At 66.1% G+C, this 13,867-nt stretch carries 13 protein-coding genes and 2 tRNA genes; 6 read left to right on the plus strand and 9 right to left on the minus strand.

Annotated elements, in window-relative coordinates:
• Positions 1-120: 120 nt before the first annotated feature.
• The 3 genes from prmC to hemA form a co-directional block, all read right to left on the minus strand.
• Positions 121-954 carry a peptide chain release factor N(5)-glutamine methyltransferase gene (gene prmC, locus RT697_RS06195; protein WP_313697475.1) on the minus strand — a complete coding sequence of 278 codons (834 nt, stop codon included), beginning with the start codon at positions 952-954 and terminating at the stop codon, positions 121-123.
• Between the two features lie 10 nt (positions 955-964).
• The gene (gene prfA / locus RT697_RS06200) at positions 965-2,047 is read right to left on the minus strand and encodes a peptide chain release factor 1 (protein ID WP_312438229.1); all 1,083 of its coding nucleotides are present in this window, start codon (positions 2,045-2,047) and stop codon (positions 965-967) included.
• 85 nt (positions 2,048-2,132) lie between these two features.
• The gene (gene hemA, locus RT697_RS06205) at positions 2,133-3,407 is read right to left on the minus strand and encodes a glutamyl-tRNA reductase (protein ID WP_056559840.1); all 1,275 of its coding nucleotides are present in this window, start codon (positions 3,405-3,407) and stop codon (positions 2,133-2,135) included.
• Positions 3,408-3,741: 334 nt separating this feature from the next.
• Between hemA and RT697_RS06210 the strand changes: the two genes are divergently transcribed.
• The 3 genes from RT697_RS06210 to RT697_RS06220 all read left to right on the plus strand — a co-directional run bounded on the left by RT697_RS06210 (position 3,742) and on the right by RT697_RS06220 (position 4,629).
• A tRNA-Phe gene (locus RT697_RS06210) sits at positions 3,742-3,817 on the plus strand.
• Between the two features lie 213 nt (positions 3,818-4,030).
• Positions 4,031-4,106, plus strand: a tRNA-Phe gene (locus RT697_RS06215).
• A 160-nt stretch (positions 4,107-4,266) separates the two neighbouring features.
• Entirely contained in the window at positions 4,267-4,629 is a 363-nt protein-coding gene (locus RT697_RS06220) for a 50S ribosome-binding protein YggL (RefSeq protein WP_313697476.1), read from the plus strand.
• Between the two features lie 98 nt (positions 4,630-4,727).
• Here the strand turns inward: RT697_RS06220 and RT697_RS06225 are convergent, their stop codons facing one another.
• Positions 4,728-5,411, minus strand: a complete 684-nt coding sequence (locus tag RT697_RS06225) for a hypothetical protein (RefSeq protein ID WP_313697478.1) — start codon at positions 5,409-5,411, stop codon at positions 4,728-4,730.
• Positions 5,398-5,946: a hypothetical protein gene (locus tag RT697_RS06230; RefSeq protein WP_313697480.1), complete on the minus strand. Its 549-nt coding sequence runs from the start codon at positions 5,944-5,946 to the stop codon at positions 5,398-5,400. The genes RT697_RS06225 and RT697_RS06230 overlap by 14 nt, the downstream gene beginning before the upstream one ends.
• A 234-nt stretch (positions 5,947-6,180) precedes the next feature.
• Here RT697_RS06230 and RT697_RS06235 point away from each other — a divergent pair, with 234 nt between their 5' ends.
• Positions 6,181-8,682, plus strand: a complete 2,502-nt coding sequence (locus RT697_RS06235; RefSeq protein ID WP_313697482.1) for a mechanosensitive ion channel domain-containing protein — start codon at positions 6,181-6,183, stop codon at positions 8,680-8,682.
• Positions 8,683-8,736: 54 nt separating this feature from the next.
• On the opposite strand, the gene RT697_RS06240 is transcribed toward RT697_RS06235, so the two are convergent.
• Complete coding sequence (locus tag RT697_RS06240) at positions 8,737-9,207, minus strand: Lrp/AsnC family transcriptional regulator (protein WP_313697484.1); 471 nt, start codon at positions 9,205-9,207, stop codon at positions 8,737-8,739.
• 216 nt (positions 9,208-9,423) lie between these two features.
• Between RT697_RS06240 and RT697_RS06245 the strand changes: the two genes are divergently transcribed.
• The gene (locus tag RT697_RS06245) at positions 9,424-10,068 is read left to right on the plus strand and encodes a LysE family translocator (protein ID WP_082578768.1); all 645 of its coding nucleotides are present in this window, start codon (positions 9,424-9,426) and stop codon (positions 10,066-10,068) included.
• Between the two features lie 61 nt (positions 10,069-10,129).
• Complete coding sequence (locus RT697_RS06250) at positions 10,130-11,035, plus strand: EamA family transporter (RefSeq protein ID WP_313697487.1); 906 nt, start codon at positions 10,130-10,132, stop codon at positions 11,033-11,035.
• 148 nt (positions 11,036-11,183) lie between these two features.
• On the opposite strand, the gene RT697_RS06255 is transcribed toward RT697_RS06250, so the two are convergent.
• From RT697_RS06255 to otnI, 3 genes are all read right to left on the minus strand, one after another.
• Positions 11,184-11,759 carry a hypothetical protein gene (locus RT697_RS06255; RefSeq protein WP_313697488.1) on the minus strand — a complete coding sequence of 192 codons (576 nt, stop codon included), beginning with the start codon at positions 11,757-11,759 and terminating at the stop codon, positions 11,184-11,186.
• 227 nt (positions 11,760-11,986) lie between these two features.
• The gene (locus tag RT697_RS06260) at positions 11,987-12,958 is read right to left on the minus strand and encodes a tripartite tricarboxylate transporter substrate binding protein (RefSeq protein ID WP_313697489.1); all 972 of its coding nucleotides are present in this window, start codon (positions 12,956-12,958) and stop codon (positions 11,987-11,989) included.
• A 43-nt stretch (positions 12,959-13,001) separates the two neighbouring features.
• Entirely contained in the window at positions 13,002-13,787 is a 786-nt protein-coding gene (gene otnI / locus RT697_RS06265; protein WP_313697491.1) for a 2-oxo-tetronate isomerase, read from the minus strand.
• Between the last annotated feature and the right edge of the window lie 80 nt (positions 13,788-13,867).

Genomic DNA, 13,867 nt, shown 5'->3' on the forward strand with positions numbered 1-13,867 from the left:
TGTCAGACACCCGGCACCGGCTGCCGGCAAAGATGTCAGACACCCGGCACCGGCTGACTGCCCAGGTGTCTGACACCCCGATGAGATGCCCGACGCCTGGAACCAACGCATCGCGGGGTGTCAGACACCTGCGACCAGCAAACGCCCGCCCGAAATCCGCTCGATCCCCGCCAAATCCTGGCGGCTGTGCACGTCTTCAAATCCGGCCTGGCGCAGCATGTCTCGTACCGACGCCGCCTGATCCCAGCCATGCTCCATCCAGAGCGAACCGCCGGATTTCAGATGACCGCCGGCGCCCTGCACAATGCGCGCCAGATCCTCCAGCCCGCCCGCACCATCCGTCAGCGCCCCCCGCGGTTCAAAACGCAGGTCGCCCTGATCCAGGTGCGGATCGTCGCTGGCCACATACGGCGGATTCGACACGATCAGATCAAACCCTTCGCCGGCCGGCACCGCCTCGTACCAGCTTCCTTCCACAAAGCGCACCGCAGCCGTCAGATCCCACGCGTTCCCGGCAGCCACGGCCAGCGCGGCCGGGCTGACGTCCGACGCCATCACCCGCGCGTCGCGTCGCGCCAGCGCGATCGACACCGCGATCGCGCCGCTGCCCGTGCCCAGGTCCAGCACCATCGGCCCTGTGACGTCTTTGATGCATTCCAGCGCGGTTTCCACCAGCACCTCGGTATCGGGACGCGGAATCAGCACGTCGGGCGTCACGCGAAACCGGTGTCCCATGAATTCGCGATGACCCAGCAGATAGGCCATGGGCTCCCCCGCCTGCCGGCGCTGCGCCAACGCCTCGTACGCCGCCGCCACCTCCGGCGCCAACGCATCGGTATCGTGCGCCAGCAGCCACGCGCGCGGCTTGTTCAGCACGTGCTCCAGCAGCATGCGCACTTCCAGGCGCGGCAGCCGCGCGTCGAGCAGCAGACTCTTGATCTGAGGCGCGGTCATCGCGTCGGCCTTAAATATCGTCGCCCAGCGCGGCAAGCTGCTCGGCCTGATGCTCGGCGATCAGCGCGCCGGTCAGCTCCTCGAGATCGCCTTCCATGATCTGCTGCAGCTTGTACAGCGTCAGGTTGATGCGGTGATCGGTCACGCGGCCCTGCGGGTAGTTATAGGTGCGGATGCGCTCGGACCGGTCGCCCGTGCCGATCAGGCTCTTGCGCTCGGCCGCTTCCTTGCTCTGGCGCTCCCGCTCTTCCTTGTCCTTCAGGCGCGCGGCCAGCACCTGCATGGCCTTGTCCTTGTTGCGGTGCTGCGAGCGGTCGTCCTGGCATTCCACCACCAGCCCCGTCGGCAAGTGGGTGATGCGCACCGCCGAATCGGTCTTGTTGATGTGCTGGCCGCCCGCGCCGCTGGCGCGGAAGGTGTCGATGCGCAGGTCGCTGGGATTGATGACGATCTCGGACATGGCGTCGGCTTCGGCCATGATGGCCACCGTGCACGCCGACGTGTGGATGCGGCCCTGCGCCTCGGTGGCCGGCACGCGCTGCACGCGGTGCGCCCCCGACTCGAACTTCAGCCGGCCATACGCGCCGTCGCCGTCGATGCGCGCGATCACTTCCTTGTAGCCGCCCAATTCGGACGGGCTTTCCGACATCAGTTCGACGCGCCAGCCGCGCTGTTCCGCGTAGCGCGTGTACATGCGCAGCAGGTCGCCGGAGAACAGCGCGCTCTCGTCGCCGCCCGTGCCAGCGCGGATTTCCAGGAACACGCTGCGCCCGTCGTTGGGGTCGCGCGGCAGCAGCAGAAGCTGCAACGCCGCTTCCAGCGATTCCAGCTTGACGCGCCCGGACTTGATCTCTTCCTCGGCCATCGCCTTCATGTCGGGCTCGGACAGCATCTCCTGCGCGGTCGCAATGTCTTCCTCGGTGCGGGCAAAGGCGGTGAAGGCTTCGACCACCGGCTCCAGTTCGGCGCGCTCGCGGGAAAGCTTGCGGAAGCGGTCCATGTCGGACGCGGTTTCCGGTTCGGCGAGCAGGGCATCGACCTCAATCAGGCGATGGCACAAATGCTCCAGCCGGCTGCGCATGGAAGATTTCATGAGGGGAGGACCAAGAGAGAAAACAGAGAAAGCGGGCGCCCACAAAGCGAACGCCCGCCATGAGGCGGGACGTGGGGCAACGCCGCTAACGGCGGGAGTCGCGGCCGGGGAAGAGGCGCGGCATCCAGGCAAGCAGTTGCTTGCGGTCGTCGCCTTCGCTGCGGTTCAGCGCCGCGAGCGGGCCGTGCAGGTATTTCTGGGTCAGGCCGTGCGCCAGTTGCTCGAGCACGGCTTCGGGCGATTCGCCCCGCGCCAGCAGGCGGCGGGCGCGTTCCAGTTCGGCGGCGCGGACGTCTTCGGCGGCCTGATGCAGGTCGCGGATGACGGGCACCACTTCGCGGGATTGCATCCAGTGCATGAAGCCCTGGACGCGGGTTTCGATGATGGCCTCGGCCTGCACCACCGCGGCGCGGCGGGCATCGGTGCCAGTCTGCACCAGCCGGCCCAGGTCGTCCACCGAATACAGGTAAACGTCGTCCAGGCGGCCGACTTCGGGCTCGATGTCGCGCGGCACGGCCAGATCGATCATGACCATCGGGCGGTGACGGCGCAGGCGCGTAGCCCGTTCAACCATCCCCAGGCCGAGGATGGGCAGGGAGCTTGCCGTACAGGAAACAATGACGTCGAATTCGGACAGCCGCTCGGTCAGGTCGGACAGCTTCATCGTGCTGGCCGAGAAGCGGTTGGCCAGCAGTTCGGCGCGTTCGGCCGTGCGGTTGGCCACCACCATGCTGCGCGGACGTTGCGCGGCAAAGTGCGTGGCGCACAATTCGATCATTTCGCCCGCGCCGATGAACAGCGTGCGGGCCTGGTCCAGATTGCCGAACACGCGCTCGGCCAGACGCACTGCGGCGGCGGCCATGGACACGGATTCGGCGCCGATGGCGGTTTGCGACCGGACCTCCTTGGCGACCGAGAAGGTGCGCTGGAACATCTGGTGCAGCAAGGTGCCAAGCGAACCGGCTTCGCCAGCGGCGCGCACCGCGTCCTTCATCTGGCCCACGATCTGGGTTTCGCCCAGCACCATGGAATCGAGGCCGCTTGCCACGCGGAAGGCGTGACGCACGGCGTCGTCTTGATGATGGCGATAGAGGTGCGGGCGCAGCGTGCCGGCGTCCAGGCGGTTGTGTTCAGCCAGCCAGGCGGGCAACTGATCCGCCACGTGGCCGTCGGCCGCGCAGTAGATCTCGGTGCGATTACAGGTGGACAGGATGGCGGCTTCGCGGACGGAGCCGCCGAATGCCGAACGCAAGCCTTCGAGGGCGGGCTTGACCAGATCGACGGGCATGGACACGCGTTCGCGGACCGACACCGGCGCGGACGTGTGATTCAGACCGAAGGCAAGGACAGCTACCGACATGTGTGAGGGATGGCGGAAAGCCACCCGCGGCTAAGCGTTAAGTACTGCCACTATAAGAACAATGCGTCGCAGCCCGCTTGTCGCGCGTCAAAGGCGGGAAAGCATCCGGCTGTAACAGCAAAACCGCTGACGATTATACTCCTGCGGGTTATCCCCAGGCCATTCCCGTCCCCGATCACCGACAGATGACGCCCGATCGTGCCTTGTAGGCAACAGTTGGGCGCTTTGCTGCCCAGGCACGGCGACATTGCGCGCCGGGTCACGAAAAAAAGCGACGCTTCACTCGCCCAACTGGCACAACGCCAAAAAATTGTGTATAGTTGCGGACTTCGTTGGCCTGGTAGCTCAGTCGGTAGAGCAGAGGATTGAAAATCCTTGTGTCGGTGGTTCGATTCCGCCCCAGGCCACCAAAAGAATTTCCGGGAGCTTCTGTTCCCACAAAAAGCCCAGCCTTGCGCTGGGTTTTTTGTTGGTGGCGGCACTGCGTCGCCGGTGTTTTGCTGGTGGTGGCACTGCGCCGCCGGTGTTTTGCTGGTGGCGGCACTGCGCCGCCGGTGTTTTGCTGGTGGCGGCGCTACGCCGCCACGTGTCCCGACATTTTGTGTATAGTGGCGGGCTTCGTTGGCCTGGTAGCTCAGTCGGTAGAGCAGAGGATTGAAAATCCTTGTGTCGGTGGTTCGATTCCGCCCCAGGCCACCAAAAAATTCAGATCTTCGCCATGCCGAGGATCGTTTCCCCCAGATCGGGAAGTTGCTTGCCCGACAGCTAGCGAGTGGGCTGCCGCCGCGACATGCGGTCGTGCGCCGCCGCGCACAGACCTCCATCACATCTCTCCGATTTCATCGCCCGCGAGGTCTCCGTGCGTAAATATCGATCAATTGCTCCTGTGAATGGCCGCTTGCGTCGGCTGAACCGTCGCCAGCGCAAGAAGTTGCACGTCGGCGAATACCAAGAACTCCTTTTCGAAGTTCGTGGGTCGCTCGCCAGCGACATCGATGACGGCGACGCGCTGCTTGATGCGTTCATCGCGTGGATCGAGAGCTGCGACCTCTACTTTGCCGGCTACGTCGGTCGAGGCAAGATCGATGGCATGGTGCTCACCGATGTAGGATCTCCAACTGAGGAGCAGCGGCAATCCGTGGTCCGCTGGTTCAGGGAGCGCCCGGAAGTGGCCGAAGTCGAGGCGGGCGAATTCCGAGATGCCTTTTACGGCTACGACTAGGCATTGCCCAAATGTGACGCTCGCGACCTACGCCGGCGCGAACCTGCGCAAGTCCAACGCGTTCACGCGGCGAACCGTTCGCAGGCTCAGCCCCGAACTTAGCCCCTTAACGTTTTCAGACGTTCCATGATGAGATCGGCACGCTCCGGCTCGGCAAGAAGGCCTGGAAGCACATTCGCGAAGTCGGGGTTTTCGACGAGGTTGGAGATCGCGGCGCCCGTGGCCTGGCGCAACGGTGCGGGCGAGGCGGCCAGTTCCGCAGCCAATTCCTCACGCCCATCCACGATGTTCAATATATCTTCCAGGTCGTGACTGTTCATGAAGTCACCGCCTCCCCGGCCAGCAAATGCCTCCAGCTTCGTCGCGACAAAGGCGACGGCGCTGATCAGCTTGATCGTCAACCCCGGTTCCAGCTCCATATCGCCAGCCGTCTCGACCGCGTAGGAATACCAGCGATTGGAGAAACCTAGGATCTCCGAATGAACGGGCATGAGATCAAAAAGGACGCCGGATTCCTTGTGCACCCAGCGGCAAATGACATCGCCGCTGACATCGCGAGCAAATCCACGCGCCGCAACCGCTTCTTCGAACCGATGAAACGTCGCACGATTGGCCTCCAGCACCGCATCCACGTCGCGCGTGGCGCGGACGGGGTCTGCAAAAGGGTCCGTAATCAGCAGGCCCGCAACCGCGCCCCCGACAAATACAACTTGTTCCCGCAATTCGCCAAGGGCCTTGGCGACGCTGCGTAAATAGGGCAAGTTGGGGTCATCCGTTCGCATTGGCGGCTCCTGCATCAGTTCGCATCAGTTCGGTCTCCAAGAGCTTGGTGGCGAGGGCGCGCTCGCGGGTTCTTCCCGTGCGCAGGGCATCCACCAACGCCAGCATGCGGTGCAGGGCCGGGTCCGCAAGCGCGGCCTGCGGCGCCGTGGGATACAGAGGCGAAAGTGCCGGTCCCTTGGCGGCTCCTGTGGGGTGAGCCCATACGGGGGCCTCCCCTGGCGCGGCGTTCAAGTGACTGGCCAGAGGCTCGACGCCGAAGGCCGTAGGAACGCCCCGCTTGACCGGTCCCGGGGTGGCGGGCCAGACATATCGCACGCCATGCACGACAAACTCCAGAAGATTCCCTCGTACCGGCCGCCATTGGCCGCGTGCCGGCGCCACCGCCAGGCCTGCCGCGACGGCGCGTTTGACGCTTGCGTGGGTCTCCGAGGCGCTCATGTGCAGCGCCGAGCCCAGCGCGGCATAAGTCCAGCGCTGCGGCGGGTGGGCAGCAGCTTTAAGAAGTACCAACAGGTCTTGAGGTTTCAGATCCATAAGCCCGATATTCGCTATTCGCGAATTGCGAATATCACCGATGAGACGACCTTTTGCAACTACTGTATTTCCTGCTCGGCGTCAGATGTAGCTTCCGTTTTCAGGACATCCAGCACAAATTCCCCCTTTTCGCACCACCCCTTCTTACCCGCCGCATTTCGCGATATCGTGACATGCCGTCCCGCAGCAGAATCCCCGTAACCGCACGTCCGTCCCCCACCACGGAGTCGCGATATGCGCGCCCGCGCACGAATCCTTTTCTGCCTCTTTGGCCTGGCCCTGGGATGGGCGGGTGCGGCGCTTGGGGCGGAAACGCCTGCGCCGGCCTCGCAACCGCCCGCCGCCATCCAGATGGCCGAAATCCCGCTTCGGGCGGACACGGACTTGCGCTACGCCGAAGGCGTCCTGCAGCGCGCCGCCACGGCGGATCCCGTATCCGCACTCATGCCGCCGCTGGACGCCATCGCCAAATCCGCCGACGAAAAGCTCTACGAATTCCAGCCGGCGCAGCTTCGCAACTTTCCGATCATGCGGCTCGAAAGCCTGGAGCGGCATTGGATCTTTGACGTGCGGCGGCTGGCGCGGTGGCAGGCGGACATGCGGCAGGCGACGGCGTGGTACGCCAGCGATGCGGCCGAGCTGCTGCGGCGGCGCACGGCGTGGCAGGCGATCAAGGATGCGCCGGGGGCATCCGGGCTGCCGGCCGCGCTGGCCGACCGTATCGATGCGGTGATCGCGCAATTGTTGGCGGCCAGCCAGGCGCTGTCCGGGCCGCTATCGCGCCAGGTCGAGCTGGAGCAACGGGCCAACGCGATCGAGGAGCAGATCAAGGCCGGCCAACGTCAGGTGATGGAGGCGATCGATTATGTCGACGCACGGCTCTTGCGCGTGGATTCGCCGCCGCTCTGGGCGCTGGACTGGGCCGGAAAGACCGACCAGGACACGCTGACCCTGCTGCGCAAGGGCCTGGACATCGAGGTGCGATTCGCGCGCGATTACGGCGCGGCGGGCGCCAGCAACCAGCGCGCCTTGCACACGCTGCAACTGCTGCTGCTACCGCTTCTGCTCTGGCTGGCGCGCAAGAGCCGCAACGCCATCCGCACCGGCGTAATGAGCGAAACCGCCGCCGGCGTACTGGGGCGGCCGTTGTCCACGTGGGTGCTGCTGTCCATGATGGGCGTGCTGGCCCTGGAGCCGGACGCGCCCTTGATGGTCCAGCAGATCGCGCTGGTGCTGGCGGCGCTGCCCGTGCTGCGCCTGCTTCCGCCGGCCAGCCGACGGCATCTGGACCATTGGCCGCGTGTCATCACCGCGCTATTCCTGGCCGAGCGGCTGGGGTTCCTGTTCCTGGCCAACACGCTGTTCTACCGCCTGTCGACGGTGGCGATGGCCGTGTTGGCGCTGACGGCGATCCTGTGGCTGCTGGCGCGCGGGCGGCGCCAGACGTACCCGCCCGGCTCCGAGCGGCTGGTGCGCGCCCTACGCGCCGTGGCCTGGGGCGCCGCCGCGCTGATGTGCGTGTCGCTGGCCGCGAATCTGGTCGGCAATGTGTCGCTGTCCGAAATGCTGACGAGCGGCATCATCGGCAGCGGTTATTTCGGACTTGTGCTGTACGCGGGCGTCACCGTCATCATCACCTTGCTGCAGCTGTTGCTGGCGCGTCAGGGCATTTCGCGTTTCCGGCTGGCGCGCGATCATGCGCCGCCCCTGGTGCAGTTGCTGATCCGCCTGGTGACCGCCGCGGCCATCGTGGGCTGGGCGGTCTACACGATGGACCGCTTCCGCGTCCTGCGCGTCACGTACGCGGCCGTGACGCAGGTGCTCTCCTACACGCTGGAATTCGGCCAGATCTCCATCAGCCTGGGCAACATCCTGGTCTTCGCAATCTCGGTGCTGATCGCCTTCTGGGCCGCGCGCACCATCCGCATCATCCTGCACGACGAGGTGTTGACGCGCATGTCGCTGCCGCGCGGCGTCGGCAACAGCATCGCCTCGCTGTCGTACTACCTGGTGCTGTTGCTGGGACTGGGCATCGCACTGTCGGCCGCGGGATTTCAGACCAGCCAGCTCACCATCGTGTTCGGCGCCCTGGGCGTGGGCATCGGCTTCGGCCTGCAGGGCGTGGTGAACAACTTCGTGTCCGGGCTGATCCTGATGTTCGAGCGGCCGATCCAGCCGGGCGACGTGGTTGAGATCAGCGGCACGTCCGGTCAGGTGCGCGACATCGGCATGCGCGCCACGCGGATTAAGACCTTTGACGGCGCCGACGTGATCGTGCCGAACGGCACGCTGCTGTCCGAGAAGCTGACCAATTGGACGATGCTGGATCGCAGCCGACGTATCGAGGTCAGCATCGGACTGGCCTACGGCACCGATCCGAGGCGGGTGCTGGAACTGCTGGATGGCGTGGCGCGCCAGACGCCGGGCGTGGTGACGGAACCGCCGCCCATGGTGCTTTTCATGGGATTTGGCGCAAGCACGCTGGATTTCAGCCTGCGGGCGTGGACCTACGATTTCGATCGCTGGATCGAGATCCGCAGCGACATGATGGCGCGGATGTATGACGCGCTGCGGGAGGCGGGCATTGAGATTCCCTTTCCGCAGCGGGATTTGCATGTGCGCAGTGTGTCGGAGGAGGCCGGCCGCGCGATCTTCGCGGCCCGGCCGCTGGAAGAGGACGCCCCTCAACCCGGGCGAACCGGCAGCCAGGACGCCGAACGGCCATCAGGAGCATGACCGGCGGGAGCTCGCGAACGAGGGCGGCGCGGCCAAGCCAACCGTCGCGCCGGCTCACGCGCCAGCCATCACCGGCACCGTCAGCCCATTCTTCACCCGGCTCATCACCACCAGCGTCGAAAACCGCTTCACGTTGGGGTTGCCCCAGAAATGGCGCTGCGCAAACACCTCATATTCGGCCATGTCGCGCATGGTGAGCGTCAGCACGAAGTCGACCTCGCCCGTCACCGACAGGCACTGCATGATCTCGGGCGCGGTCTGCATGGCGCGCTTGAACTGGTCGAGCTTGTCGGCACGCTCGCTTTCCAGCGACACCAGCACCACCATCGTGATCCCGCGGCCCACGGCGGCGGGGTCCACGACGGACACGTCCGCCGTCACCACCTTGGATTCGCGCAACCGCTTCATGCGGCGCAGGCAGGACACCGGCGACAGGTTCACGCGTTGCGCGACGTCCTGGCTGGTGCGCTGGTTGTCTTCCTGCAGGCTTTGCAGGATCTGCAGGTCGAAATCGTCTAGTTCCATGGGGCGCTCGGAACGCTTGGAGATGAAAACATCGGGTGGATCGTAGGGCGAAATGCGGGTATCGGCTGATTCTAATCGTGGCCGCGATGCAAACCGTCGCGAATTCGACGGGAAACTTCATTTCGAGCGTGCGGGACGCAGGAATTATTCAAGCCGCTTGCTTACACTGGGAGCCCTCCGCCCGCACCGCCGGGAATTTCCACGCTGCACCCTGCAATGCCCTCACTCCAGCTTTTCCTGCTTTTCCTGGCCGCCGATGCGGCCTTGAAGCTCACGCCCGGCCCCGACATGGCCCTCACGCTGTCGCGCGGCATGACGCAAGGGTTTCGTCCCGCCTTCCATAGCGTGCTGGGCAACGTGGCCGCCGGATTCATCCAGGTTCCGGCCGTCGTATTGGGCCTGGCATCCGTGCTGCGGACCTTTCCCACGCTTTTCGTGGGCATCAAGGCGGCGGGCGGCCTGTATCTGGGGTATCTGGGCGTCAAGGCGATGATCCGGTGCGCGAACGCCGCCGAGGTGTCGCTGGCGGCCCGGCCGGGCGATGCGCGCGACGCCTTCTGGCAGGGCTTCATCACCAACCTGCTCAATCCGAAGGTGCTGCTCTTCATGATCGCCTTCCTGCCGCAATTCACCTCGCCGGACAACGGGCCGGTCTGGATCCAGATGCTGGTGCTCGGCGTCACGATGAAGGCGCTCAGCCTGCCCTACGGCAGTTGCTTTGCGTACGGCGCGTCGCGCATCCGCGGCTGGGTCGCGCGCAATCCGTGGTTCCTGCGCGCGCAGCAGGGCATTCTGGGCGCGATCATGCTGGGGCTGGCCATTTACGTGCTGGTTTCCACGGCGATGAATCCGCAGCCCTGACCATCCGCCCTCGCGCCGAATCATCCCAGTACGAGCGTCTTACCCTAAGCCCCAGCCTTCCATGACCGCCGCCACCTTGAATAACGGACACAACAGCTCAGCGTCCACCCTGCTTCCCACCCTGTCGCTGATCGGCGCCATGGCCTCATTGTGCGTGGGCACGTCGTTCGCGAAATCGCTGTTTCCGGAAGTGGGCGCGCAAGGCACCACCGCATATCGCATCGTCATCGGCGCCATCATCCTGCTGGCCTTCTGGCGGCCGTGGCGCTTTCCGTTGACGCGCGGCAACGCCGCGAAGATCGCCTTGTACGGCGTGACGCTGGCGTGCATGAACCTGCTGTTCTACATGGCGCTGAAGACCCTGCCGCTGGGCATTGCCATCGCCATCGAATTCACGGGACCGCTGACGCTGGCCGTGGTGCTGTCGCGGCGCGCCATCGACTTTGTGTGGATCGCCTGCGCGCTGGCCGGCCTGATTCTGCTCATTCCCACCGGCCAATCCGTCCACGACCTCGATCCACAGGGCATCGCGTACGCGCTGGGCGCTGCCGTGTGCTGGGCGCTGTACATCATCTTCGGCAAGATGGCCGGCAACGTGCACGGCGGTCAGGCCACGTCGCTCGGTCTGCTGGCGGCCGCGATGGTCGCGCTGCCGGTCGGCGCGGCGCACGCGGGCATGGCGCTACTCGATCCCAAACTGATCCTGGCGGGCGTGGCCGTCGGCATCCTGTCCAGCGCACTGCCCTATTCGCTGGAAATGGTGGCGCTGCGGCGGCTGCCCCAAAAGACATTCGGCGTGCTGCTGAGCATGGAGCCCGCGATGGGCGCGCTGGCCGGGGTTGTGGTCTTGAACGAACATCTGTCCCAGACGCAATGGCTGGCGATTCTCGGCATCATCGTCGCGTCCGCCGGCTGCGCCGCAACGGCGCAGCGCAGCCGCAAGGCGCCGATCCCCGCGCCGGATTGAACAGACTTCTTCGCGAGCGGACGATGTCTCATCAGGTGTCTGACACCCTGGGGAGAACATCGTCAGCTTGCAGCGGCATCTCATAGGGTGTCAGACACCTTTGCAGCATCAGACACCTTTGCAGCAAATCGCCCTCCACTCCCCGCCATCAACCAAAGCCCGGCTCGCGCTGCGGCAGCGACAGCGGGTCGAAGTCTTCCCAATGGTTGTTGCGCCAGTGGCCGTTGGCGTGCTCCACGTCGGCGCCGCCGGCATCGCGCAGGATGCGGCACGCCAGGATTTCGCGCTGCGGCCGGACCCGCACGGCGACCATGACGCCGGCCTGACGGATCTCGGCATGGGAGTCGGGGTTGAAGTGGCCGTGCTGCGTGGCGCCGTGACCCGTTACCCAAAGCGCTCCGAACAGCGACCCGAGATACGCGCCGACACCCGCCGCGGCCAGAATTGCCGCCGTGGAGTCGCTGAGTTCCGCCGCAACGAATCCGCCGAACACCGCAAACACCGCCCCCACGCCGCCCGCGCCCAGATAGGCGCCCATGTCGGCGCGCCCCGCGTCGGGATCGGAACGCCGGTCGCCCCCATACGGAAAGCGGCCGTGCTCGCCGGCGGGATTGACGTAGAAGGTATGGATATCCCAGTCGGGAAAGCCGCTGGTGGCCAGGCGGCTGGCGGCGGCCTTGGCGGCTTCGAAGCCCTCGAAGCGGGCAGCTACGATCAAAGACATGGCAGTCTCCTCGCCCGCGGTCCGGGCCGGATGCGCATCGTTTCATCGTACGCCCGCGCCGCTTCCGTGCACGCACGCGTTACACATTGCGGCGGCTGTTACCCGGCCCGTTGTTGCCCAGCCGTTTGTTGCCCAGCCCGTTGTTGCCCAACCCCTTGTTGCCCAGCCCCTCATTGCCCGTCACCTCTGCTTGGCAACTCGTGACCCGGCGCCTCGCACCCGGCCCCTTATTCCGCCGAAAGCCCCTTTCCCTGGATGACCGCGCCCCAGCGCTCGTGCTCCTGCCGCGCATAGGCTTGGAAGGCATCGGGCGTGCTGCCGGCCGGCTCCATGCCCTGCAGCGTCAACTGCTTGACGACATCCGGCGATTCCAGCGCCAGCCGGATCGCATGGCTGAGCTTTTCCACGATGGGCGCGGGCGTGCCGGCCGGCGCGACCACGCCCTGCCAGGCGGCCGCCTCAAAGATCGGCCCGCCCGCCTCGGCAAACGTCGGAACGCCCGGCAATTGCGCGGACTGTTTGGCGGACGGCACGGCAATCGCGCGCAGCCTGCCCGCCTGGATCAGCGGCCGGGCGGCAGCCAGGTCCGCCATCATCAGCGGCACCACGCCCGCGGCGACGTCCTGCAGCGCGGGCGGCGACCCCTTGTACGGCACCGCCGTCGCGCGGCCGCCGACGGTTTCCATGAACAGTTCCATCGCCAGATGATGCGGACTGCCCACGCCCAGCGACGCATAACTGCCGGGCGGCTGGCGTTTCAGATACGCCTTCACGTCGTCCAGCGTATGCAGGTCCGAATCCGGCGCCGCGACCAGCACGATGGGCAACGCGACCAGCGTGGACACAGGCGTCAGCTGCTGCTGCGGATCGTAGGGCAGATCGCTGTACAGCCACGGGTTGAGCGCCAGCGTGCTCATGCCTGCGGTCAGCACCGTGTAGCCGTCCGGCCGGGCGCGCGCGGCTTCCTGCGCGGCAACGATGGTGGCCGCGCCCGGGCGGTTCTCGACCACCACCGGCTGCCCCAGCGTCTCGCCGACATGGCGGGCCACGATGCGGGTCGCCAGATCGCTGCCGCCCCCCGCGCTGAACGGCACCAGCCACCGGATGGGCCGATCAGGATAGTCGGCTGCCCACGACGCGGCCGGCATGGCCGCGGCCAGCGCCGCCGAAAACAGCATGCGCAGCACGCCTTGGAACATGACGTTCACTCCTTTTGAACTTCAAATGCGGGATTGTTGCCGATCAGGCGCGCGCGGCGCTCAGCCAGCGCAGGCCGGCCGACGTGGAACCCGCAGGACGGTACTCGCAGCCGATCCAGCCGGTGTATTGCAACTCGCGCAGCACCCCGAATATCCAGCCGTAGTCGAGTTCGCCCCGGTCCGGCTCCTGGCGCAGCGGCACGCCGGCAATCTGCAGGTGCCCCACGCGTCCGGTGGGCAGGTACTCGCGCAGTTTGGCGGTGACGTCGCCCTCGACGATCTGGCAGTGGTACAGGTCCATCTGCACTTTCAGGTTGGGGGCATTGACCGCCTGCACGACGGCATGTGCGTCTTCTTGGCGGTTCAGGAAATAGCCGGGGATGTCGCGCGTGTTGATCGGCTCGATCAGCAGCGTGACGCCGGCCGAGCGGGCCTCGCGCGCGGCCCAGTCGAGATTGGCGTGATAGTAGTCCAGCATCGCCTCGCGCGACGCATCGGGCGGCGCCACGCCCGCCATCACATGGACATTCGAACAAGACAGCGCGGTGGCATAGCAGAGGGCCTGCTCGATGCCGGCCTGGAACTCGGCCTGCCGGCCCGGCAGCGCCGCCAGCCCGCGATCGCCCTGCGCGGCGATGCCAGGCGGCGCATTGAACAGCACCTGCGCCACGCCGGCGGCATCCATGCGCTCGCGCACGAAGGCGGCGGGCGCTTCATAGGGAAACATGCACTCCACGCCCGCGAAACCGTCGGCCGCGGCCGCCGCATAGCGGTCCAGGAACGCATGTTCCGTGTACATCATCGACAGATTGGCGGCGAACTTCAGCATGGCGGGCTCCTGGCTCGAGGCGCCGCCGCGGACGGCGGCACCCGCCGAAAGTAGCACAGCCGGCCGCCGCTCCCAACCCG

It is taken from the genome of Achromobacter sp., from assembly GCF_032113835.1.
Classification (GTDB): domain Bacteria; phylum Pseudomonadota; class Gammaproteobacteria; order Burkholderiales; family Burkholderiaceae_B; genus Achromobacter.

Bases quoted from the DNA above. Each gene is read 5' to 3' on its own strand.
- prmC (WP_313697475.1), bottom strand. From the start codon at position 954: ATGACCGCGCCTCAGATCAAGAGTCTGCTGCTCGACGCGCGGCTGCCG.
- prfA (WP_312438229.1), bottom strand. From the start codon at position 2,047: ATGAAATCTTCCATGCGCAGCCGGCTGGAGCATTTGTGCCATCGCCTG.
- hemA (WP_056559840.1), bottom strand. From the start codon at position 3,407: ATGTCGGTAGCTGTCCTTGCCTTCGGTCTGAATCACACGTCCGCGCCG.
- RT697_RS06225 (WP_313697478.1), bottom strand. From the start codon at position 5,411: ATGCGAACGGATGACCCCAACTTGCCCTATTTACGCAGCGTCGCCAAG.
- RT697_RS06230 (WP_313697480.1), bottom strand. From the start codon at position 5,946: ATGGATCTGAAACCTCAAGACCTGTTGGTACTTCTTAAAGCTGCTGCC.
- RT697_RS06235 (WP_313697482.1), top strand. From the start codon at position 6,181: ATGCGCGCCCGCGCACGAATCCTTTTCTGCCTCTTTGGCCTGGCCCTG.
- RT697_RS06240 (WP_313697484.1), bottom strand. From the start codon at position 9,207: ATGGAACTAGACGATTTCGACCTGCAGATCCTGCAAAGCCTGCAGGAA.
- RT697_RS06245 (WP_082578768.1), top strand. From the start codon at position 9,424: ATGCCCTCACTCCAGCTTTTCCTGCTTTTCCTGGCCGCCGATGCGGCC.
- RT697_RS06250 (WP_313697487.1), top strand. From the start codon at position 10,130: ATGACCGCCGCCACCTTGAATAACGGACACAACAGCTCAGCGTCCACC.
- RT697_RS06255 (WP_313697488.1), bottom strand. From the start codon at position 11,759: ATGTCTTTGATCGTAGCTGCCCGCTTCGAGGGCTTCGAAGCCGCCAAG.
- RT697_RS06260 (WP_313697489.1), bottom strand. From the start codon at position 12,958: ATGTTCCAAGGCGTGCTGCGCATGCTGTTTTCGGCGGCGCTGGCCGCG.
- otnI (WP_313697491.1), bottom strand. From the start codon at position 13,787: ATGCTGAAGTTCGCCGCCAATCTGTCGATGATGTACACGGAACATGCG.